The organism is Spirosoma validum, from assembly GCF_014699035.1.
In the GTDB taxonomy this organism is placed as follows: domain Bacteria; phylum Bacteroidota; class Bacteroidia; order Cytophagales; family Spirosomataceae; genus Spirosoma; species Spirosoma validum.
Genome location: NZ_JACXAA010000028.1, coordinates 21611 through 44161, shown reverse-complemented (window position 1 = coordinate 44161; position 22551 = coordinate 21611). Strand labels below are relative to the sequence as shown.

The following is a 22551-nucleotide window of genomic DNA, read 5'->3' as shown; positions in this document are numbered from 1 at the left end:
TGGGTGGTCTGAAAATCACCATCGATGAGCGTTTGTTCGAGTCGCAGACCCGTATTCAGGTTCCACTTGTGGCGATTACTGAATGTAAGGGCCAGGTATCCCGAATAAACCCGTTGCCGGTGGGCAAAATCGTTCGACAAAGCCCGCACCGGCACCAACTCTCCCGCCCCATCGACCGATTGATCGACGCGAAACTCGCTGCCGATGTTACGCAGAATGGCTTTGGCTCCCAGGTCAAGTTTGATGGCCGTCGTGTCGCGGCGGGTACGGCGGGTGAAGGGGTGGGTGTAGTCGGTTTGAACCGTGTATTCTTGGTTGCGGCTATAATTGCTACTGTGCTGGCGATACACCAGCTGGCTGTAGTCGGCTAGGGTAGCGGAACTATACCGGTCCGTATGGTAGAAATAATTATCCGGCATCCGGCTGTACTGGGTCAGAATCGAAAATTCCCGGGTGCCCTCAACGCCTTTTCTGGGGATAAATGTTTTGGTGTAGCCCAGGTCGATCTGCCCATTGCCGTACGGATTTCTGAACCGGACATCATTGCGAAATTGCTGGAGTAGGGTTCCGTCGGGTGCACTCAGCCGGTTATACGTGACGCTGTTGCTGGGAAAATCCCCCCCCCAGATGGTGGCCGCTGCGTTGAGCCGGTTGGTGCTATCCAGGTCATAGTCGATGCTCAGTTCACCATTGCCCGCGGTCGACAGGTTGCTGCTCGAACTCTGCTGAATAAGGGTGTTGAGCGGCAGCCCGTTGACGAAGGTTGTCCGGCTGGTTTCACTGCTGTTGATCTGCTGTTGATCTGCTGAAACTGATTGGGGTTCAGCGACAGCGCCATCCCCACTTTCTTAGTACGCAGGTTCAGACTGGCACCTACCGTTCGGTACACCCGGTCATAGGCACCGGCCGCCGCTCTGACCGATCCGCTGAATCCCTGCAAGGCTTTTTTGGTGATAATGTTGATGACGCCCGCTGACCCTTCAGCGTCGTATTTGGCTCCCGGGCTCGTAATCACTTCGATGGCTTTGATGGTGTTGGCGGGCATTTGCCGCAGGGCATCGGCCAGGTTACGGGCCATCATGGCTGAGGGTTTACCGTTGATTAATACCTTGATGTTACCACTCCCCCGCATCTGCACGTTGCCGCTCACATCGACGGCCAGCATGGGGACTTTCCGCATCACATCGGCGGCCGTACCACCGGCGTTGGAGATGTCCTGTTCGGCATTATAGACCAGCCGGTCGCCTTTATCTTCGATGAGGGCTTTTTGCCCCGTCACGGTTACCTCACCCAGGAGCTTGCCTTCGGGGACCAGCTTAATGGGACCGAGGGTTAGGGTTGGGGCCTCGGCCGTCAGGGCCACGGGTCGGGTTTGACTACGGTAGCCCACAAAGGAGATGGTAAGGGCATGCGTCCCGAAGGGAAGGGTCGTTAGCACGAAGGCGCCTGCGCTGTCGGTGGTCGTTCCGGTGATGAGCTGGGTGCCGTTCAGCAGGGCAACGGTGGCATAGGGGATGGGTTTGTTCGTCGTGGAGTCCGTGAGCGAACCGGTGATCTCACCCGTGTTGGCCCCCGATTGGGCCAGCGCGTGAGCCGCTACGGTCAGGAGTAGAAAAAGCCAGAAAAAGTGTTTCATGAACGGGGCTGAGCCGTCTTAGTTGATGAGCGGCCAAAGATAGGCTTCAAGAACGCAGTTGGCTCAGGCCTTAACATTGTTTAACATAGGCGTCCGGTTTTACGGACGGCTGTGGCTTTTGGCCGCTACCTGGTTGGCCATAATGTACCCGACAAAAATGTTGCCTATACAACTGTCTTACAAAAATGCTCCCTTGTGAGACAAAGCTGAATTTCCGTATCACCAATTCGGGCGTTTAATTGGGCAGCTCGTTTTGATAACTGTCAAGCGGTACCGCACCGGCGGACCGGCCACCGCGGTACTATCCGTAACATACGAGTAAGGGCCAACGAACCCTGATCGTCGGGCGTATTGGACGAGTGGCCGCCAGGCGGACGGCTTGTCCGGGCCTAGGATGGGTCGGGCAGCGGTCGGGTTGTTTCCACTATATTTTTGTCATGGCCGGGGGACAAACATCCTGGCCAGTGAATCTCACCGTATAGGTACTGGTCTACCGGGCCAATACGTTTGACGCCTGACCACCTAGGTCAAGCTTTCATCAGCCCCCCTATAGACCTCAAACAGGGGCAATGCCCCTAGGTCAGACAGGCCTTGCCAGGGCTGTGCCTGTGATTGGGCGTAACGGCCCCACTCATCAGCCTACCAGCCCAGCCGGTCCCTAAACCCCAAAGGGACGGTGCCGCTTTGATCCCCGCCGCCAACAGGGCCCTACCTTCACCGATCTGCCCGACCATCCGGCTTCCGGCGAGTTACAGCCGATCGGGTCGGATGGGGAGGCCGCCTTTCTGGAAGAACTGGCCCAGGCCATGGGCCTGAGCCGGGTGCACCTGTATCGAAACGTGAAAGCGCTGAATGGGCTCACCGCCACCGAATGGCTCCGCCACTACCGCTTGAAACAAGCGACCCGGCTGCTTCAGGCCGGCTGTTGGGTGAGCGATGCCGCTTACCAGGTGAGCTTCGAGAGTCCGGCTTACTTGGCCAAATGCTTCCGGGAGTTATACGGGCTGACCCCCACGGATTTTCGGAATCAGCCAACGGATAGGCCGATATAAGAAAAAAAAGGGCTCCCCGGCCTGATTTAGGCCAAAATGTAACATCTGTTATAGGGGCATGTAACATCTGTTATCGTCCAGGTCGTAGGGAGCCCCTAGCTTTGCGCCTGGGGGAAGACCTGCTGCCCTTCCGGCTCGCTATTACCGAACCGGGTAGACTAGTGAGCGCTTATGTTACAGCAGTACGTACTTGATCAGCCGGTTTTTTACCTCCTTCTCCCCCGTCAACTCAATCAACTCAATCAACGCGTACCTTTATGAAACCATCGTTTTACGAACTCAACCCGTGGGTGAAAACCCTACTGGTTCTTATTGTCCTGAGTGCCCTGGGCGGGCCTAGCCAGGCCCAGACCATCCGCTACGTCTCTACCACGGGTACTGCCACCGATCCGGCCAGTGCCACCAGTTGGGCGGCCTCCACCACGGCCCTGCAGGGGGCCATCGACGCCAGTAATCCCGGCGACCAGGTCTGGATCGCCGGGGGCACCTATAAACAGGTCATTCCCCTTGTCTTGAATACATTATTGGATACATTAAACCTGCCAACAGAAGTATTGAATTTGTTGAATCAGGACAACGGGTTCAGAATGAAAAATGGGGTGGCCATCTACGGGGGCTTTACGGGCCAGGAAGCCCGCCTGGACCAGCGGCCGACCAGTAGCCCCTCGTCCACCATTCTCTCGGGCGACATCATTATTCCCGGCGGCTTGGTAGGGCCTGGGCTTAAAAGTAGGCATGTCATCTATAACACGGGCCTTGACCATACGGCCGTCCTGGATGGGGTAGTCATCACGGCGGGAGGTGGGGGAGCAAACCAGCTACTGGTGTCTCTTTCTACGGGGCTAGGCGGGGGGATCTGCAACCTCAACAGCAGTCCCCGTTTTATGAACTGTCTGATCCAGGGGAACACGGGGACCCAGGGGGGCGGGGTCTATAATGAATCGAGCAGCCCTCAGTTTACCAACTGTACCATCCAGGGGAACACTATTTCTGGCCCAATAGCGATACTTTCTGGTGCTGGCGGTGGGATGACCAATAAGAGCAGCAGTCCGGTGCTGACCAATTGCCGCATCATCGACAATGCTTCGGTGGTTCAGGGCGGGGGCCTCTACAACGACCGAAGCAGTCCCCTGCTGATCAACTGTGTGATCAGTGGTAACTCGGCCAACCAAGGGGGTGGGGTGGCCAGCATCAACTACAGCAGCCCGCGTTTTGTCAACTCTCTGATCCGTGACAATTCGGCTGGACTGGTAGGGGCCGGTATCTATGATGAAGCGAGCAACCTGACGATGACCAACTGCACCATCACGGCTAATAGGGGGGGCACTGCGTCAGCCATTTTCCACGGCACCGGCCTCCAGGGTTTGTCCCCCGGCCCGATCTGGCTGACCAATTGCATTATCTATAACAGCGGTACGTTTGTTTTCGAGCCAACGGCTGCGCACGCTAGCTATTGTCTCTTCGGGAAAAGAACCAACACCGACAGGTATGGCTTTCCCATTCCGCCCCCCCAGGGTACGGGGAATCTGATACTGGATGAGGCAACGGATGCATACCCCTTTGTCAGTTATTTCGACGCTACGCTCATAGCCTGTAGCCCGGCCATCAACGCGGGGGACCCGAATGCGACCACCGATACCAACGGGTCGACCGATCTGGCGGGCAATCCCCGGCTTGTTGACTCCGCCATTGACATGGGGGCCTATGAGTTTGCGGGGCTAGGCAGCGCCGGTGGCTTTCCCATTCGTATCCTCCAGCAACCCGCCAGTGGCAGTGCGGTAACGGCCAGCAGTACGGTAACGGCCACGGTGGGGGTAAGCGGCAGTAACCCCACCTACCAGTGGTACAAAAACGACCTCAACAGCCCCGTCAGTGGCCAGACGTCGGCTACGCTCACCCTGACCAATGTGCAGTTGTCCGATGAAGGGGTCTACTTCGCGGTCGTGACGGGCTGCAATGCGCTCACCTCGACGAGCTTCTTTTTGAACCTGGAGTTACCCATCCGCTACGTAAAAGTGGGCGGCACGGGGTACGGTTCGTCCTGGACCGATGCCGCGGGCGACTTGCAGGCCATGATCAACAAGCTGGGCCAGCATCAGGTCTATGTGGCCGGGGGGCGCTATACCAGCTCGGCCAGCCCTGGCTCCTTTATAATGCGGAACGGGGTCGCCATTTACGGCGGATTTAACCCGGATACGCCCGAGAGCAGCCCGGCGAACCGGGCTTCGGTCAACCCCCTCACGAACCTGCCCTTCTCCACCACGCTGACCGCGAACCTGCCCTCCTCCACCACCACGGTGATCACCAACCCTGGCAACGTCTTGGTCAACGTCATTACGAACAGGGACCTTGACCATACGGCCATCCTGGATGGGTTTATCATCACCGGCGGTTATGCCAACGGCAGCAGCGGCACCAACAACCTGGGGGGCGGCCTCTATAACAGCAATAGTAACCCCCGGCTGCTCAATTGCATCCTGCGCCAGAACACGGCCCAGGGCAACGGGGGCGGGCTGTACAACACCAACAGCAGCCCCACCCTGATCAACTGTAGTGTGCAGGCCAACCAGGCCCTGGGTAACGGGGGCGGCCTCTACAATGTGAACTTCAGTAGTCCCCAACTGATCAATTGCCTGCTGTGGGGCAACACGGCCAGTTTAGGCAAAGCCATTGACAACCTGAATTACAGCCGGCCGACGCTAACCAACTGCATTTCGTGGAATCACGATGGACCGAGTGCCTTTCTCAACGAAGATGGCAACAGTAGTCTAACCGCGTCGTTTTGCCTGATCGAGCCCGATGCCACCAACTACAACGGGTCCAATACCCTAACGGGTGATCCGCGGTTCGTGAATGCGGCCGGGGGTAATTTCCGGCTCATGGCGGGCTCACCCGCTGTTAATGCGGGCAGCCCGGACGCCTATACGGCGGCTAGTGGCCCCGCTACCGATCTGGCGGGGCAGAGTCGCCTGTCGGGGGGCGTCATTGATCTAGGTCCTTATGAGTATCAGGCCCTGCCCACCCCGCCTATTCGCTACGTGCGTCAGAACGGGACGGGGGACGGCACCTCCTGGGCCAGTGCCGCGGGCGATTTGCAGAGCCAGGTCAACGCCCCCGGGGTGACCCAGGTCTGGGTGGCGGCTGGCACCTACACCCCCGGCCCCGATCGTACCGACCACTTCAGTCTGAAGAACGGGGTGAGCATCCTGGGCGGCTTTCCGCCCGCCGGTACGCCCCCGCTGACGGATCGGAATCCGGCCAGTTACACCACCATCCTGTCGGGCGACATTGGCCAGCTGGGGGATAACACCGACAACAGCTACCAGGTCGTTAGCAATACCAACAGCGGGCTGGACGGCACGGCCGTGCTGGAGGGCTTCCTCATCACGGGCGGCAACGGCAATAGTGGTGGGGGTGGGGTCCGCATCGAGAACGGCAGCCCGCGGCTGGTCAACTGCCTGCTGACGGGGAACCGGGCCTACCAGGGGGGCGGGCTCTATACCGCCTACAGCAGCCTGACGCTCATCAACTGCACCCTCAGCGGGAACACGGCCGACTACGGCGGGGGGATTTATACCAGCCGGGGCACGGTCGTGGTGATCAATGGGCTCATCCGTGACAACACGGCGACCAGCGACGGGGGGGGGTATGTTCACCAACAACAATGGGGACATCAGCCTGCTCAACGTAACGCTCAGCGGCAACTCGGCGGTCCGGGGCGGGGCGCTGCTCAACCAGGCCAGCAACCCCAGTCTGGTCAACAGTATTGTCTTTGCCAATGGGGAAGCCACTACGTTCGCGACCAGCATCAACAGCCCGACCTTCGTCATTCGCACCAGCTATTGCCTGATCGAGTCAACCGCTACCGGCTACAGCTCGGGCTCGGGCAATTTGACGGCCAGCAGCTCCCCCTTCGCCAGCCCGCTCCGTTTTCAGCTCCAGGCAGACTCCCCGGCCGTTAATGCGGGCAGCAATGCCGCCTACACCGGGGCCAATGGCCCCGCCACCGACCTGGGGGGCCAGATCCGGATTCAGAACGGGACGATAGACATGGGAGCCTATGAATTTAGCTTGCCCCCCGATCTGACCCCCATTCTCTATGCCCGGCCTTCCATTGCCGTTGGCACAACAGACATTACCCTGGTGGTGGATGTGGTGGAGCTGAACGGCGTGGCCACCAGCGGCAGCCTGACGCTCAAGCTGACCAAAGACGCTAAAGTTACTCTGAGCTGGCCCCAGAGTGCAACCTTTGTCGGGGGGCGAGGGGTGAAAAACGAGGGCTGGACGTTTAGCGAGACGGATCCGAATTATTACGTGCTGACGAGCAGTCAAGTGATCGGGGCTGGGGATAAACTCTCGGTTGGCCTGAGGGGGGTGTTGCGTCCGGGGGCCACTACAGGTGTGATCAACCTGAGTGTTATTGTGCTGCCCAGCGGCATGGCCGAAGCCCGCACCACCAACAACGCTGACGCCGATAAGATCGAATATTTCCAGCAGTAAAGAGCGACGGTCTACGATCAACTACCAGGTTAGGGCTATGATTCCAACCTGGTAATTGATCGTAGACCATCACATAATGCATTCTCACAAATCGCGCCCACCCGAGACGATTAAGCGGCATAGAACCCCCTGGGAGGTTGAGTGGTGTTTGGGCATGTAGACCAGATGTTGTTTAGAATGGGCTTACCTTTACCCCGGTGGGCTTGATTGGTAACCTTGTCCACGCGTCCCCTACGTAGCGGTTCTCCAACCTGACGCGTAGGGGTTTTTGTTTTTACCAGTTGACTACCTGGTTTTCCCGGCTGGGTTCTTTAGGTCACGGTAGCCGACTAAGTTTCCCGGTTAGTGGCGTATGTGACGGATTGTATTGAACAACTAGTAAAAGATTACCGTCTTATAAAAAGGCTCCTACTTGAGACAAAGTGGATTACTGTTCCTTTTGCCTACTTCGACCAAAGGCGAGGGTCAATTACTAATGGCTTCTCGTCAATCACCCGTATTGATGCGTAGCTGCTATGGGCCGGATGCAATAAGTAGTTGATGCCATCAGGCATAACCGAGGAGGGTACACCTAAGGCTAACACATCCGGTTTGGCTAACCAGTCAGCCAGAAGATGCTGACTACGGTTGTAAGTGTTTTCCTGCCAATAAGGCGGTAGCTGAGTCGCATTCAATACGCGCTGACTATCAGGGGGTAACTCCAGACTCAACAACCGATAGGTGGGTAACTCATCATAAGGCACCTGGGGCATATGCACTAAGATTTCCACCAACGCGAGTGCCGAATGTTCTGCCGTATAAAGAATGCCGACACCCGGCGGATTCCACCGGCCTCCGTTGAGCCATGTGCCGGTAACATCTAGGGGTTGGGCGGCATACTTCTGACGCACCACTCGATACACAACAGCCATCGCTTATCCGAAGATGCCATAGTCAATACGGCCCAGTACCCGATTCACCAAAGTATAGCCCGTAACAGTATCTAGTGTCTGAAGGGGTGTTTGGTAGTCAAGTTCACGTAAGGGGGCGCGCAACCAGTTGAGAGCAGTTGAAGCACGTCCTTCAAAGGTATCTAACATGTGTAGAAGTAAGTTCTCTAGCAGCAGCAGTCGCTCGGAGGCATCCTGACTAATGCGTTGATCAACTTTCAGCCGATGCAGGTATGAAGCTGATAAGTCTAAAGCAATCGCCATTTCTTTGTCGGTTAAGCCAACTAACCTTGCTACGCGGTCAGCTTCCGCTCGTAGCACGCCTTGCCGACTACGAGTGATAATCTCCTGTTCGGTCATGAGCCGGGGTAACAGGGCTTGATTAGGCGGTAAGAAAGGCAAAGAGATGGCCATAGGAATGAATTTTTACACTAAACTAACTATAAAAGTTCACTCGATCAAATTCGCCGTATGCTTGGCCAGCCTGATAGCATGTGATAGCGAGCGTACAGCAAAATGATAGTTTCTTATGAAGATGCAACTGACGGATTGTTAGTCGCATCTTCATAAGAAACTATAGCTAAAGTCATGGCTTTTAATTGGCTCCACCCCTACTGATTCACTTACGAAGTATATGGTTAGCCGCTGTTAGTTCAGACTCGCTCCCTTTTCTATATTGAAATAATAGTATGCTATTCGGCTACGCCCATGTTTCGACCCAAGATCAGAACTTGAACTTGCAATTGGATGACCTGAAAAAAGCAGGTTATCAAAAAATCTTCCAAGAGAGAGTTTCCTCAGCTAAAGAGAGGCCCCAGTTACGAAAGTTACTGGAAATGCTACGAGAAGATGATATGGTCATTGTTTGGAAACTTGACCGACTGGGTAGGTCATTAAAAGAACTCTTCACACTGGTCAACGACTTTCAAGCCAAAGGAATTGGCTTCCGTAGTTTAAATGATGCGATTGATACCACCACCGCTCAAGGCCGCTTGGTGTTCAACCTGTTTGCTTCATTAGCTGAATTTGAACGAGATTTAATTCGGGAACGGACCAAAGCCGGTTTAGCTGCCGCACGAGCTAGGGGACGCATCGGCGGGCGACCAAAAGGACTCACGCCCGAAGCCCAAACGAAAGCACGGGCTGTGAAGTCGATTTATTCTCTTAAAACCCATACGATTTTAGAGATTGGTCAGTTGTTTCACCTAAGCCGAGCGACAGTTTACCGCTACTTAGCTTGGCAAGAGATAAAGTAAAAGTTGCTTCATAAATTGGGCATTAAAAGAGACAATAGTTTAGGCGATCACCCGAGCTATTGAGCGGTTCAACGTCAGCTTGCCAAGTCTGGAAGAAAATACGAGTTATGGATTTTTTCGCAAAATAACATCTATACTCATAGTCCTAAAACCATGACCGATCTGTACCATGATCCCTTCTCCGAATGGCAACCGCTTCGTTGGGCCAGCAGCTAAACTCAATCGCTTCACCAATAGCATGCTTAATAATTACGTCAAAAGTGCTTGGCGCAGTGTAAAGCGCCAGAAACTGGCTTCATTTATTAATCTGCTCGGATTAATCGTCAGTGTAACCAGTTGTGTGCTGATTATGCTGTATGTGCAGCATGAACTTAGTTATGATAATTACCACCTCAAGGCCAACCGCATCTTCCAGTTAACGACTCAATTGACCGTCGATGGAAAAGAAAGTCATACGGCTTGGGCTCCTAACTTTATTGGCCAGCAGCTAAAGGCCGACTATCCCGAGGTCGAAGAGGTCATTCGACTGCAAGCCAATCTTGGCCACGTTTCCTTTAAGCTGGCCGCTCAGCCAACCCCTAAAGCGCCACGTGTAATTAGTCTGGATCAGGTGTACACCGTGTATGATCCAACCTTTTTGACCGTCTTTACCTATCCCCTGTTGACAGGTGATCCCAAAACGGCCTTAGTTCGCCCCGGATCGCTCGTCATGACGGAAGGAGTAGCCCGGCGATTGTTTGGTAACGACTGGAACCAGGGCAAAGGGGTCGTTGGTCAACTGCTCCAGTCAGGGGGCAATAGCTATCAGATCACAGGCGTGCTGCGCGACATCCCCTCCAACACCGATATGCCCTTCCAGGTACTGATTGCCCAAGAGCCTGGGAAACTAGAGAAGCAGGCGTGGTGTAGTAGCTACGTGTTGTTTAAACAGACCGCTAGTGGTAGCGACTTTTCCCCAAAACTGGCCCAAGTCGCTCAGCCCATTCAGGCGGACTTTGCCAAACGGGGTGGCCATATAACTTTTGTCTTAGAAAATCTGAGGGACATTCACTTGGAGGAATCTAAACTCTTTGATACACCCAAAGCCAATCAATCCTACTTACTGATCTTCTCGCTGGTAGCCGGGTTTCTGTTGCTGATTGCCTCCATCAATTATATCAATCTTTCTCTGGCTCAATCCGTTGGGCGAAGCCGGGAAGTGGGCGTTCGCAAAGCGATTGGAGCCGCTCGCTTCCAGGTGCTGATTCAATTTCTGAGCGAGTCTTTACTGTTGACCGGCCTAGCCATTGTGCTCTCGCTGCTACTGGTAACGCTGTTATTACCCGTTTATAACCAGATAACGGATATGCACTTCACGCTTTCCTCCCTGCTGACTTGGCCGATGGGGGGCCTGCTGGGCGCTATTTTTGTCATCGTGGGTGTTCTAGCCGGGAGCTATCCCGCTTTCTACCTGGCTTCTCTCCAACCCGTAACGGCACTAAAGGGCAAACTTGGTGCGGGCAGCAAATCTGCCCGAGCACAAATCAGTCAGTTGCTAGTGGTGCTCCAGTTTACGATTTCGATTACCATCATCATTGGCACACTGGTCGTCTATAAGCAATTGCACTATCTGCAACAGAAGAATTTGGGCTTTCAAGGGGGACAGGTATTAGTGTTAGATATTCCCCAGGAAGCCGTTAATACTGGCACTACAGCCTCCTTACAAAAGGCACTATCCGGCTTAGCGTATGTACAGAGTGTAGCGCTAATCGGCTCCCATTCGCTACCTAGCCAGGAAATGAATCTGTCCGCGTTCAATCTGGAAAGAGACGGAAAAATGCTACCACTGCCCCAACGATCCATCGACGTAGATGAAAACTACCTGACTGTATTGGGTATTCCCCTACTCGCCGGTAGGAATGTCGTCGATGCCAGAATGAGTAGCGTTAAGTACGGTGAAGTAGTCCATGAGGTACTCGTCAATGAAGCATTGGTGAGCAAGATGGGGTGGAAAGTAGAAGCCGCCATCGGTAAGAGCATCAGTCAAGGCCCACTTGGCGCAGAAACATGGCGCGGGCGGGTGGTCGGGGTCGTCAAGAATTTCCATTTTCAGTCCCCCCAACAGCCAATCGAGCCGATGGTCTTGCAAAACAATGCCTGGCAAGGGCCTGAAAAAGTGCTGGTACGTTTATCCACCGGCGCGCTAAAGGATCAGCTTAACTTAGTCGAAAGCCAATGGAAACAAATCTTGCCGGATCATGCGTTTGAGGTTACGTTTCTGGATGCAACCTTTGCTCAGCAATACCGTCAAGAACAACGCCTGGTTAGGATCTTTACCTATTTCAGTCTGCTAACGATTGTCGTAGCCTGCTTGGGTTTATTCGGTCTGTCCTCTTTTGCCACCGCTCAGCGAACGAAGGAAATAGGGGTTCGTAAAGTAATGGGTGCTGGGTCGTATAGCCTAATTTACCTGCTATCTAGGCAATTTATCTTGTTAGTTAGCTTGTCCATTCTGTTAGCGAGTCCACTGGCTTGGTTTACGATGCAGCGCTGGTTACAGGATTTTGCCTACCATATTTCGATTGGCCCTGGCGAATTTATACTGGCTGGCATCATAGCCTTTTTGATTGCTAGTCTAACCACGAGCTATCATGCGATCCGGCTGGCTCGTACGAATCCAGTGCGGGCTTTGCGGTATGAATAGTGATTTAGTCAGCCATGTAGACGAGGGGTAAGCAGATAAATAACATTTGCCTTAATCTCGTAATACGCTCCCAATTGAGACGATGAGGCTATTTGTCGCTAGATAAGATAGTGTTCCCGGGCTGGCTGGTATCAACTAAGCATTTGAGCCAAATAGCCGGAGCAGCCTATGATTTACCAAAGCACTAGGCCCCGACAGCGCAAGCTAGACAAGTTGGTGGTCATTCCTCATCTATGGCCATACGCGACTCGCGCCGTTTTAGTGTCGCTTGTCGGGTTAGGACTCAGAATTCAGTCCTTCGTGCGTTGGCTACGGTGCTGGTTTGTTGCTTGGGGAAAGCATATCCCGGGTAATCTCCTTGTCGATGTCAATATAGCCGGGGTATTTAACCTCCTTGTTGCCAAGCAGCAACGTTGGCTTTATTTTAAGTGTAACCCGGGACGGGGAAACCTGATCGCTGCCGGCCAGGCTACGAACCAGATCGACAAATGCGTTCCGTGTCGATGAACTGCTGATCAGGCTGTACGCGTTCGCGTTTACGGGTATGGGGACGATCGTTTTGCCACCTGCCGGTACTTCGACCCGCTGATTGACCGTACCCGAAGCCAGTTCATTGCCAGCCAGTAATAACTTGTAGTCGAACTGATTGATGGCTGCTACGTCGTTGGTCGGGTTCGTGATCTCTACGTTGAGGTTCGTCCGGAAGGGAACATCGTGACTGACCAGGCCAGCGGCAATTCGGGGGTAGTTAAGTGGATTGACGTCTTCCAGCCCCCGCATGTCTTTGAATTCCCGAATGTCATACCCGGCAATGGTCATGTTGTCGGCCGAGAGGATGGCGTAGTTGCTTTTGCTCAAGCCTTTGGCCTGCTGAACCTGCCGGTTGATGCCGCACCGGGAAAATAGCAGGGGTGCGGTGACTAACAGGATTGCTGTAATAATGTGTCGCATAGTTGTACGTGCGTATAGTGTTGACTAGTTCAAGCGATAGGTGAGAAGTACGTTAAGCGTCGGCAAATAACCATACTGACCAAGCTTGGTGTCGATCTCGTTGTCCAGATTGCCGTATAGCCGCTGGGTAACGCCGAGGGCATCGACGGCTGACCGGTTCGACGAGAACGTGTTTTTCGTGGTCAGAATTTTTCCCAGTCCCAGCTCTGTATTAAGGCCAAAACGGGAGTCGGCAAACTGGAACGAGCGCCCTACCCGCAGACCGGCAACCCAGAGGTTCGACTGTAGGTTGAAGACAAAAGATGGTGAATTGAGCAGGTTAAAACCGGAAAAATCTTGGTTGAAATAAATTCCCAGGCCATCAGCCGGTGTGATCGGTCCCGCTGAAAAATGAATGTACTGGCCATATAGCGTGCCATACCAGGGTGAGTTGGCATGAACCGTGACGCCCAGGCTCACGGAGCTACCCTGCCTGAACGAACGATCAATGACCCGGCTGAGGTCTGGGTCCAGCCCAAAGCCTTCCAGGAGCTTGAGTGTATATTGCTCGAAGGGGGCTGCGATCAGACCACCCTGCGCCTGAACGGATAAGCGCCTGCTAAACTGGTAGCGGTAGCCCAGCGTGTAGTTGAGAGGAATTTGTACGCCAGCAAATACCGTGTGGCTAGCCTGGAAAGGCCTGCCCGTGGTAAGGGAGTCCTGTCCCTGGCTCATGAAGGGTGAGCTAAATGGCAGGACGAACAGTAATAATCGGGCAAGTATATTTCCCATAGCTGATGCAAAAATTGACGGGTAGTAAAGTGAATCTCGCTTGATTGATAGCCATCGGTTACCAACCAGCTAACAGGGTGGGTTACAATTAATCTAACTCAATCTGGGATGGGTCGATCCGGCCTTGATGATCAAGAGGGTTGGGTCGAGTAGAAGCACTAATCAATGTCGAAACATTCATTAACCGAGCTTGCGGGTATCTTTAAACGTATCGATGGACGACTTGGCCTCCCTGGCCAGACGGTCGGCTTCTTTCAATGCTTCGTCGGCCTCTTTTTCGGCCTTGTGAGCCTGCTGCCTAGCTCGATCGACGTATCGGCCAAACTCGTCCTCGGCTTCATCAGCCGCCAGGCCCACGTTGGTTTTGATTGTGTTAATGGTCTGCTTGGCTTGCCAGCTGGTCTTATCCCATTGGTGCTGAAGGTCTTTGGTCTGGTCGTTGACTGTGCCCACGATCTGTTTGCGCAGTTCTTTACCGGACCGGGGAGCAAATAGAAAACCAACCGTCAAACCGGCGACCATCCCAGTTAACAGGCCTGCCAGATACGGATGGTCAGCGATGGAGTCATGTGGATACTTACGTCGTTGAAAATGCATGCTTGGAACGGGGTTAGTTGGGAAAATATAGACTGGTCGGCAAGCTAGAGTAGCCAACTCAGCGATGTGTAGCACTAAAAACTGTGCCAATTGATGTATATACATATAATTTATTGGTAATCAACTGCATAGTTGCACGATGATTGAGTAAAAACACTAAATATATGTAGGTGATTGTACTCAAATTCGGGTATCTGATTGCTCAACCTGTTGATTTCTGCTTTTCCGTGATCGTTGCTGACGAGCTGTCTGGATATGGACTCATCACCAGGTAATTAGGACTTGTGATTTCGTTATGGCACTGTCACGTAAGGCTAATAATAAGGATTAGAAAGGATTAGATTTATACGTAATCGGGGAAATCTAAATGAACAGTTATATCGTATGCCTGAGTATATTTACTCTATCAATTACTGCCCACCCACATTTAATGAGCTTGCCGCCAACTCTTTCTATATTTGTTATTGATGATGATGATGACGACCGGTTTTTGACACAAAAAGCTTTCCAAACCGATTTGCCCGCTACCCAGGTGTATGCCGTGGCAAGTGGCCAGCAAGCTTTTGAGTTATTTGGTTCACTGGAGGCTTTGCCCTCGGTCATGCTGCTGGATTTGAATATGCCCCGGATGAATGGTTTTGAAGTGCTGGCCCAGCTCAAGCAATCGGCCCGGTATCAATCGATTCCGGTGTTCATCCTGACGACCTCCCAAGCGGCCGCCGATCAAGAACGGGCCAAGGAATTGGGAGCAGAGGCATTGATCACCAAACCCACTAGCTATGCCGGCCTGGTTAGCGTTGCGCAACGGATTCGTCTTTGGTGGTTGGCGGGCTTGACTGGCTAGTCAGGGTTAGATCGTGACGCGCCTACTCAACTTGTCACCGCCTTGGGTCAGCTTTCTCTCACTGGGGCTGGTATACTAAAAAACCCTGCTGTCTGTGAAGGCAGGATTTCCCTCGCACCGCTCCGATGGACTGTGTGCGACCTCTGTTTTAGTCACACCCTTGTAAAACTAAAGCCTTAGACCGTTTCCCAGCCGAGGCAAAGGGGTTCAATTCAGATTTCCAGTTGAGCGTGATAGGTCTGTCCCTTTTAACGCACCCCAAAATGAGATGAGTAATTTATGATCGTTGCATTTATGATGAGTATTTATAGAGATAGTCCTTCACGAAGCAGTCAGTCTTCGGCGTCAATCTGATTATTCTCAACAAACGCTCATTTACGCAGTCGACTATCGAGTGGTATGGGAGATTGACCAATGACCTCCACTTCCGCAAAGGAAGCATGTTGGGGGTGCAACAAGAGATTGTACGACATCTCCAAGATGACCGATGGTACCGCTATGGCTAAGCAAAATGGGGCTTGCAACCATTCGGTTAGGATCGTTTGGGTTTCGCCTAAAGTACCACTCTTCCAATAAGCCGGTAGCTTGCTCGGATCAAGCCAAAAAATACTGTCAGCTTCGACAGGCAAACGCAGCCTACTTAACCACAGTTGAGGCAGTTCGGCTAAAGTTAAGGGAGGTAAATGCACTAATGTTTCCAGCAGAGCCAGTTCGGGTGTACGACTGGTATACAGGATTCCCATACCTTTGGGATTCCAGCGGCCCCCATGTCGATGGCTTCCCACAACGGATAATGGCTCCTGATGGTAAGGCTCTTTGTTAATACGATAGACGTCCATTGTCTTACCCTACTAGGCCCCACTCGATGCGACCCAGTACATCTTCGGCCAGTGAGAAACCTGATACCGTATCCAGTACAGCTAGAGGAGATTGGGCTACCACTGAGTCATTAGACAACGCAAGGGGCGTTTCTTTGATAGCTGGCTGAGTAGTCTGCTCAATGGGTTGACTAAAGCTCCCCATATCTCGAAGGGAGCCAGGGGCGATTAGTTCAAGATTCAAGTCCGTCTCTGGACGGTAGGCCAATTCAGCCAGTGGCGTACGTAACCAACGAACCAGCAGGTCGGCTCGTCCGTCAAAGACGGAAAGGCCTCGCTGGACGAGTCGCTCCAGCAATAAGAGTCGTTCACTAGCGGCCAAACTCAATCGTGTCGCCGTGGCTTTGCCATGCAGGCCTCTGATGGACATGTTCAGGATACGGGCCATCTCTTTATCGGTGAGTCCCACCAGGCGAGCGACTTCATCGACGCGTCGGCGCAAGACACCTTGTCGGGCTTGGCTAATAAGGCTGGTAACTGGCAGAACCGCTTGCATAAGCTAGGTATGAATGTATAGTGCAAAACTACACATTATAAATGGCAAATTTGCACTAAAAGTTTCTCACCCTACATACAACTCAAACATGTTAATCTGTATGTTTTAATTATACCTCGTTTAGTCAACGAGAATAGATGAAGGCGGGGTGGCTAGGCATGACTTCACCTAACAATATTCCTCAAATAAGTAGTTATCGTTACCGGTATCCCAATCTCAAAAAAGATGCTCCTTTGTGACAAATAGGTTTTATGATCTACTTCTGGAGCGTGGTGAAAGAAGATGGTTTTTAATGAAAATTCAACTCATAATCAGGCTATTGCATCTTCATAAAAACCATGATTTATTCATCAAACCTTTTTGAAGTACTACTATGCTATTTGGATATGCACGCGTGTCTACTCAGGATCAGAACCTAGCTCTCCAGTTGGATGACCTCAAAAAAGCAGGTTGTCAGAAAATATTTCAAGAAAAGGTGTCTTCAGCCAAAGTACGACCGCAACTTCAAAAGCTATTAGAGGTCCTTCGAGAAGGAGATACAATTATAGTTTGGAAACTGGATCGGCTAGGTAGATCACTAAAAGAGCTATTTACATTGACCAATGACTTTCAAATTAAAGGACCGGGTCGCCGGAGCGATCGGATTTCGTAGTTTGAATGACGCCATTGATACTACGACCGCTCAAGGACGATTAGTGTTTAATCTGTTTGCGTCGCTGGCTGAGTTCGAACGAGATATGATCCGCGAACGAACTAAAGCCGGTTTGGCGGCGGCACGTGCTAGGGGACGCATCGGCGGACGACCAAAAGGACTCTCGGCCGAAGCCCAAACAAAGGCACGGGCCGTGAAGTCGATGCATACTCTTAAAACCCATACGATTTTAGAGATTGGTCAGTTGTTTCACCTAAGCCGAGCGACAGTTTACCGATACTTATCTTGGCAAGAAGTAACATAACGGTTGCTTTATAAAATGGGTGTTCTGTTCGACGTATTTGACTATTGATTTAGGCTAAAACTTGCCTGAATACTTAAACACCTGAAACATCGAAATTTAAATACAAGCTATAGTTGGCAACCAAGATTTTCAACGATGTACAACGGTGTTTCAATTGAGGTAGTTGAATTGTGGATTAAGGAGATAAAAGCAGAGATAGGCTGGAAACCGAAAGGTAAACAGGTATTCCCACCCGAGTCGACCAGCGCATCATCGAACACATCGGCCAACCCATAATCCTTAATGTTCTGAATTCTTGAGAATATTGCTTTGCAACAAAAAAGGGAGACTTAACTGGTCTCCCTTTTTTGTTGCAAAGCAATTGGCATTATAAAGCAAATTGACTTTGATGTGAATGCTGATTGTGAGAAATTTAGTTATTTGACCTTCACTACCCAGTAATCATAATCTCCTCCTCGGTAGGGATCGAACTTATCGCCATCCTGATCGGATCTAGAAGTACCCGCTAGCGAAAAGCCTCCGTCCGAAGTGACTAACAGTGAATACATTATATCATTGCTACCACCGCCAAAGGTTTTATCCCAGAGTTTATTGCCACCACCATCGATCCTCACCAACCAGTAATCACTAGCTCCTCGGTAGAGATCGGACTTATTACCATCCTGAGTGGGGCCGGAAGTACCCCCCAGCAGAAACCCCCCATCTGAGGTGGCTACCAGAGAACGTAGTTCATCACTGGAACTACCGCCAAAGGTTTTATCCCACAATTTAGTCCCATTCCCATCGATCTTTACCAACCACATATCACCTTGTCCTCGGTTAGGATCGGACTTATTGCCATCCTGACCGGATTTAGAAAGGCCACCCAATAGAACTCCCCCATCCGAGGTGGCTACCATAGTGTACAGGTAATCATCGGCACTGCCGCCAAAGGTTTTATCCCACAATTTGGTCCCATTCCTGTCAATCTTCACCAACCACATATCAGAACCTCCTCCCCCTCGATTGGGATCGGACTTATTGCCATCCTGACCGGAGCTAGAATCGCCCCCCAGCAGAAAGCCCCCATCTGAGGTAGCTACCATAGAGTACAGACTTTCATTAGCACTGCCGCCAAAGGTTTTATCCCACAATTTGGTCCCACTCATATCGATCTTCACCACCCAGTAATCAAAGCGTCCTCGGTTAGGATCGGACTTATCGAAAATCTGGTCGGAGAAAGAATCACCGCCCAGTAGAAAACCCCCATCCGAGGTGGCCACCATAGCGGATAGATAATCTGAATTCCTGCCGCCGAAGGTTTTATCCCAGAGTTTATTGCCACTTCCATCAATCTTCACCAACCACATATCAGAATCTCCTTTGTTTAAAGCGGACTTATTACCCTCCTGACCGGAATCAGAATTGCCCCCCAGTAGAAACCCACCATCCGATGTGGCCAATATAGTGGATAGGGCATCACTACCAGTGCCGCCGAATGTTTTATCCCAGAGTTTGTTTCCATTTCCATCGATCTTCACTACCCACATATCATTTTGTCCTCGTTTGGGATCGGACTTATTGCCGTCTTGACCAGAGCTAGAAGAGCCCCCTACCAGAAAACCGCCGTCTGAGGTAGCTACCATCGAGCGTGGACCATCATTGTCTTTGCCACCAAAGGTTTTATCCCACACTTTATTAACCACCGGAGTTGCCGGTTTATTGATCGTTATCGTCTTCTGGCTACTGTTGATACCAACACTGTTGGCCGCTGTGAATTTAACGGTATATGTACCTGCCGTAGTAAACTGCCGCGTGAAAGTGGCATCGGTCGATACACGACTGCCGTCGATCTCCCAAACATAGGAGGTGGCGTTTGGGGAGGTACTGGTGAAGGTCGGTGCACAGGGGGCTATGCAACCATCGTTGGTTACGGTGAAGGAAGCCGTAGGAACCGTAGGGGGTTGTATCCCGTCTACGGGTGCTCCGTTCTTGCAATCCACTAGCAGGCCCAATAAGCACACCAGTAAGGTAAATCGTTTCAGATAGTTCATATAAGTCGTATTATGGAGAAAAAATAGAGATTGAGTTTAACCTGTATGATTCATCTACATAAATACCCATCAAGATTAAAAGGTAACAGGGTTAACGTATGTTACTGATTGATTTTGACAGCTATTAACTTTATCGGCAATCGAGTTGCTGCTACGAATTCTCAGCAAAGGCTGGGTTTAATAGGATAAAAGCTGGTTCTCAAAGGCGTCATCTGTTGGCCAGCTGCTGTAAATAATAACTTTCTCCGACTGGTCGTGTTTAGAGAAAATCTCCCAGCTATTTATATGGATCATGGAAGAAGAGTTACGACAGCTGGTTCATGATCTAAGGTGTGAACACAGCATTATTCACTGCACCATTGATGTGCTAGAAAGTCAGAAACCTGAGCTGAAGCAAAAAACGTTTCAGCAAATGCTAACTCGTCATTTAGCTATTGCTCAGTAGATGTTAACGGATTTAGTCTCATCCAGGTGGCAAGCAGATGCGTTCAATAGGGATAGTGGGCTGCTGATTGAATTAAACCGCTTACTCTATTATTTGCAGACTAAACGCCTAGACAGTATCCCTAGTTAGAGCCAAGACCAGATGAACTCACTCATCGATACACTAGTATCAATGGGCTTGGACGATCTAGGAGTTAATTAGGGTCCGTTTGCCGTTGCGCACCGCAACGGCAAACGGACCCTAATAGCGGACGCGATGGAGGCCGGGCAAGGGGTGCTCAAACAGTCGGCTGTCGGTCTGCTTTCGTCTATTGGTGAATCCATCGGTCAGGGTAAAGATCCACTGAAAGCCGGACTCAAAATAATTTTAGATATGCTGGGCGACTGGCTTATTCAGTTAGGCGCTGCTCTGCTTTTTGCCAGTGCTGCCCTTTTGGCAGCAGCACCGTTAACGTTTGGTATCACGTTGGCTCCCGGAGCAATGCACCAAATAGCCGGTGGACTTATGATCGTTGCGGGCGGGGCTGTCAAAGGCTATGCCTATGCCAGTATCTGCAAGTTCTGCGAACGTCTTTCCCGCATTCATTATTCCGTGCCGGTCATTGTAGTTTTTTGCTTCCCATATATCTGAAACAACTCTTGGATCAATAGCCGGATCAGCGTTAACAACCGGGTCCATGCCTTTCTCGTGGGTGTACTTCTGTTGCATCGGATCAGAGGAGCAATCCGTCAAACTCAGCAGGGACAAGACGTAAAGTAGTTGTGTTTTCATGGATCGGCTTTTAAGGGCTCATTAATTCGATTTGCGGGGCTTTCTACTGTCAGCGCTTACCTACCAAATTAGACCATTGACATACCAAATTGACGCCTTGGCATACATTTCCTCCGGTATAATAGCCAAAGTGCTTAGCTTTCCATGCATAATCTTCCCATAGAACAGAGGTCAATTCATGAAGTATTTCCTCCTGCTAAACTGTTTTCTGTTTATCGCTGGTTCGGTTGGCTTCGCTCAGGTGGGCATCGGCACCACTAATCCGAAAGCTACTCTACAAGTAACCAGCGCCAATAGCGGAGTGCTTATTCCGCAGTATGCTACGTTGGCCCAGGCAAACGCCAATAGCTTGCCAACCCTGAATGCTACCGACCACAAAGGGTTAATGATCTACATAGACGAAGCGGACAATCGGGGCTTTTGGTTTTATGATGGAGCCGCCTTTGTTAAAGTAGGCACCCCTACGGGCGTTCTACCCATTGCCAACGGAGGAACCGGAGCCACCACCGCTAACGCTGCCCTCAAGGCCTTATTGCCAGATCAAAGCGGTAATGCGGGTAAGCTATTGACCACAAACGGCACGAATGCCAGTTGGCAAAAACCGGCTTCCAGAACGCGTTCTATCATTTTAGATCTGGGAAGCATTGATGTTAGCGCTGAGCAGAATGGCAATCCCCCAGTAAAAGCAGCAATTGCTGAGAGGGCAAACCCGGTCATTGGTTTTAGTGAGGAGGGCAATCAACAACTCAAAACCCAAATACCTATTCCGGCCGATTGGAATGGCACTACGCCTTTTCAGGTGACCTTTTACTACCAATCGGCGACCACCTCGGGCGTATTTTATATGTTAGTAGGGGGAAGGTTCAGGAGCCTGAATGATGTTATTTCATCAACTAACGGTATACCTAATTATGGAGGCATTTTTTTCCCGTTTCAGGCAAGTTCTACGCCAAATGGAGTAATGAAGAAAACCATTACTTTAAGTTTCTTACCGTATAGCGCCAATAGCGAGGTTCTGTTGCTATTTATTCAACGAGCAACAGGCGCAGCCGATTCAGCCAATGATTACTTTAATTTATTAGGCATTCGGATTGACTACCAGGATTAATTTTCAAGGCAAATCATCCACAAAGACCCGTCGTGATTGGGCGGACTTTTTATTTGACGCTCAGAAGTTCGATTTGCGGGGCTTTCTACTTGCGAAAGTAGAACAACAGCTTCGTGTGGCTAAGCGCAAACGCTTGGCTATTGAAACAGGATTATTTATGTGGTTAAACAAACAAAAAGTCGGCCACTTGAGCAAGCCGACTTTCTAACAAATAAGACATTTAACTCCGCTTCTAAGGCTTCGCTGAACTGCTGCCTGAGCTGCCACTACCACTCTTCATTTTGCGACCGCTGGTCTTGTCGGAAGGCATTGTGCCCGACTGGCCCGAGGTTGAACTGTTGTCCATGTTGGTCGAGCTTTTGTGCATCGTACCCGAATTCATTTTAGAGCCCTTATTGCCCGAGCTTTTCATTCGGTCTGTGTTTGATCCACTCGTAGCGGACTGGGTCGACCCGCTCAGCGTTGAGGAGCCATTGGTTCCGTTTCCAGTCCCACTCGTACCGGGGTTAGGTGTTTGCGCCTGAGCGCTGAAAGCGGCTACGCCCAGTAGCAATGCTCCCATGATGATGACTTTTTTCATAGCGTTAGGAAACTGGCGGGTTAGTCAAACCAGTTCGTATCTAACCGCCCCTCTAGCTGAAGATG

23 protein-coding genes are annotated in these 22551 nt (G+C 51.5%); 12 read left to right on the top strand and 11 right to left on the bottom strand.

The annotated features are described in order from the left end of the window. Window positions 1-419, bottom strand: a 419-nt coding sequence (locus tag IC230_RS34320) for an outer membrane beta-barrel family protein (protein WP_262893206.1), incomplete at its 3' end; no start/stop codon positions are given. Here IC230_RS34320 and IC230_RS34315 point away from each other — a divergent pair. Further along, window positions 396-563, top strand: coding sequence for a hypothetical protein (locus IC230_RS34315; protein ID WP_223861007.1), 168 nt, complete (start codon window positions 396-398; stop codon window positions 561-563). The two genes, IC230_RS34320 and IC230_RS34315, sit on opposite strands and share 24 nt — an antisense overlap. 116 nt (window positions 564-679) lie before the next feature. Here IC230_RS34315 and IC230_RS34310 read toward each other — a convergent pair whose 3' ends face one another. After that, window positions 680-1636, bottom strand: a complete 957-nt coding sequence (locus tag IC230_RS34310) for a TonB-dependent receptor (protein WP_223861006.1) — start codon at window positions 1634-1636, stop codon at window positions 680-682. 806 nt (window positions 1637-2442) lie between these two features. Between IC230_RS34310 and IC230_RS32855 the strand changes: the two genes are divergently transcribed. From IC230_RS32855 to IC230_RS34715, 3 genes are all read left to right on the top strand, one after another. Continuing rightward, window positions 2443-2688, top strand: coding sequence for a helix-turn-helix domain-containing protein (locus tag IC230_RS32855; protein WP_191043330.1), 246 nt, complete (start codon window positions 2443-2445; stop codon window positions 2686-2688). Between the two features lie 257 nt (window positions 2689-2945). After that, window positions 2946-6650 carry a choice-of-anchor Q domain-containing protein gene (locus IC230_RS32850; protein WP_191043329.1) on the top strand — a complete coding sequence of 1235 codons (3705 nt, stop codon included), beginning with the start codon at window positions 2946-2948 and terminating at the stop codon, window positions 6648-6650. Then, window positions 6580-7188, top strand: a complete 609-nt coding sequence (locus tag IC230_RS34715) for a choice-of-anchor Q domain-containing protein (protein WP_317171889.1) — start codon at window positions 6580-6582, stop codon at window positions 7186-7188. The genes IC230_RS32850 and IC230_RS34715 overlap by 71 nt, the downstream gene beginning before the upstream one ends. Window positions 7189-7631: 443 nt before the next feature. On the opposite strand, the gene IC230_RS32845 is transcribed toward IC230_RS34715, so the two are convergent. After that, window positions 7632-8099, bottom strand: coding sequence for an RES family NAD+ phosphorylase (locus tag IC230_RS32845; protein WP_191043328.1), 468 nt, complete (start codon window positions 8097-8099; stop codon window positions 7632-7634). Between the two features lie 3 nt (window positions 8100-8102). After that, a complete protein-coding gene (locus IC230_RS32840) occupies window positions 8103-8531 on the bottom strand; it encodes an antitoxin Xre/MbcA/ParS toxin-binding domain-containing protein (RefSeq protein WP_191043327.1) in 429 nt (142 codons plus the stop codon). Window positions 8532-8806: 275 nt separating this feature from the next. Here IC230_RS32840 and IC230_RS32835 point away from each other — a divergent pair, with 275 nt between their 5' ends. Both IC230_RS32835 and IC230_RS32830 read left to right on the top strand, forming a co-directional pair. Beyond that, a complete protein-coding gene (locus IC230_RS32835) occupies window positions 8807-9373 on the top strand; it encodes a recombinase family protein (protein ID WP_191043326.1) in 567 nt (188 codons plus the stop codon). A 169-nt stretch (window positions 9374-9542) separates the two neighbouring features. Then, window positions 9543-12056 carry an ABC transporter permease gene (locus IC230_RS32830; protein ID WP_191043325.1) on the top strand — a complete coding sequence of 838 codons (2514 nt, stop codon included), beginning with the start codon at window positions 9543-9545 and terminating at the stop codon, window positions 12054-12056. A gap of 309 nt (window positions 12057-12365) precedes the next feature. On the opposite strand, the gene IC230_RS32825 is transcribed toward IC230_RS32830, so the two are convergent. The 3 genes from IC230_RS32825 to IC230_RS32815 all read right to left on the bottom strand — a co-directional run bounded on the left by IC230_RS32825 (window position 12366) and on the right by IC230_RS32815 (window position 14375). Beyond that, window positions 12366-13007, bottom strand: coding sequence for an LEA type 2 family protein (locus tag IC230_RS32825; RefSeq protein WP_191043324.1), 642 nt, complete (start codon window positions 13005-13007; stop codon window positions 12366-12368). A gap of 24 nt (window positions 13008-13031) precedes the next feature. Beyond that, window positions 13032-13778, bottom strand: coding sequence for a hypothetical protein (locus IC230_RS32820; RefSeq protein ID WP_191043323.1), 747 nt, complete (start codon window positions 13776-13778; stop codon window positions 13032-13034). A 180-nt stretch (window positions 13779-13958) separates the two neighbouring features. Continuing rightward, window positions 13959-14375 (bottom strand): YtxH domain-containing protein, encoded by a 417-nt coding sequence (locus IC230_RS32815; RefSeq protein WP_191043322.1) that lies wholly within the window; start codon window positions 14373-14375, stop codon window positions 13959-13961. 367 nt (window positions 14376-14742) lie between these two features. Between IC230_RS32815 and IC230_RS32810 the strand changes: the two genes are divergently transcribed. Beyond that, window positions 14743-15219: a response regulator gene (locus IC230_RS32810; protein WP_317171888.1), complete on the top strand. Its 477-nt coding sequence runs from the start codon at window positions 14743-14745 to the stop codon at window positions 15217-15219. Between the two features lie 371 nt (window positions 15220-15590). Here the strand turns inward: IC230_RS32810 and IC230_RS32805 are convergent, their stop codons facing one another. Beyond that, entirely contained in the window at window positions 15591-16058 is a 468-nt protein-coding gene (locus IC230_RS32805; RefSeq protein ID WP_191043320.1) for an RES family NAD+ phosphorylase, read from the bottom strand. Between the two features lie 4 nt (window positions 16059-16062). Continuing rightward, the gene (locus tag IC230_RS32800) at window positions 16063-16593 is read right to left on the bottom strand and encodes an antitoxin Xre-like helix-turn-helix domain-containing protein (protein ID WP_191043319.1); all 531 of its coding nucleotides are present in this window, start codon (window positions 16591-16593) and stop codon (window positions 16063-16065) included. 373 nt (window positions 16594-16966) lie between these two features. On the opposite strand from IC230_RS32800, the gene IC230_RS34940 reads away from it, so the two are divergent. From IC230_RS34940 to IC230_RS32790, 3 genes are all read left to right on the top strand, one after another. Next, window positions 16967-17245, top strand: coding sequence for a recombinase family protein (locus tag IC230_RS34940; protein WP_317171887.1), 279 nt, complete (start codon window positions 16967-16969; stop codon window positions 17243-17245). Beyond that, the gene (locus IC230_RS34935; protein ID WP_317171886.1) at window positions 17196-17549 is read left to right on the top strand and encodes a recombinase family protein; all 354 of its coding nucleotides are present in this window, start codon (window positions 17196-17198) and stop codon (window positions 17547-17549) included. Before IC230_RS34940 ends, IC230_RS34935 begins: the two co-directional genes overlap by 50 nt. A gap of 135 nt (window positions 17550-17684) precedes the next feature. After that, a complete protein-coding gene (locus IC230_RS32790; protein WP_191043318.1) occupies window positions 17685-17825 on the top strand; it encodes a hypothetical protein in 141 nt (46 codons plus the stop codon). Window positions 17826-17965: 140 nt separating this feature from the next. Here IC230_RS32790 and IC230_RS32785 read toward each other — a convergent pair whose 3' ends face one another. After that, the gene (locus IC230_RS32785; protein WP_191043317.1) at window positions 17966-19582 is read right to left on the bottom strand and encodes a PKD domain-containing protein; all 1617 of its coding nucleotides are present in this window, start codon (window positions 19580-19582) and stop codon (window positions 17966-17968) included. Between the two features lie 700 nt (window positions 19583-20282). Here IC230_RS32785 and IC230_RS32780 point away from each other — a divergent pair. After that, the gene (locus tag IC230_RS32780) at window positions 20283-20657 is read left to right on the top strand and encodes a hypothetical protein (protein ID WP_191043316.1); all 375 of its coding nucleotides are present in this window, start codon (window positions 20283-20285) and stop codon (window positions 20655-20657) included. Window positions 20658-20976: 319 nt separating this feature from the next. Further along, window positions 20977-21906: a hypothetical protein gene (locus tag IC230_RS32775; RefSeq protein WP_191043315.1), complete on the top strand. Its 930-nt coding sequence runs from the start codon at window positions 20977-20979 to the stop codon at window positions 21904-21906. Window positions 21907-22138: 232 nt separating this feature from the next. Here IC230_RS32775 and IC230_RS32770 read toward each other — a convergent pair whose 3' ends face one another. Further along, entirely contained in the window at window positions 22139-22486 is a 348-nt protein-coding gene (locus IC230_RS32770; RefSeq protein WP_191043314.1) for a hypothetical protein, read from the bottom strand. Between the last annotated feature and the right edge of the window lie 65 nt (window positions 22487-22551).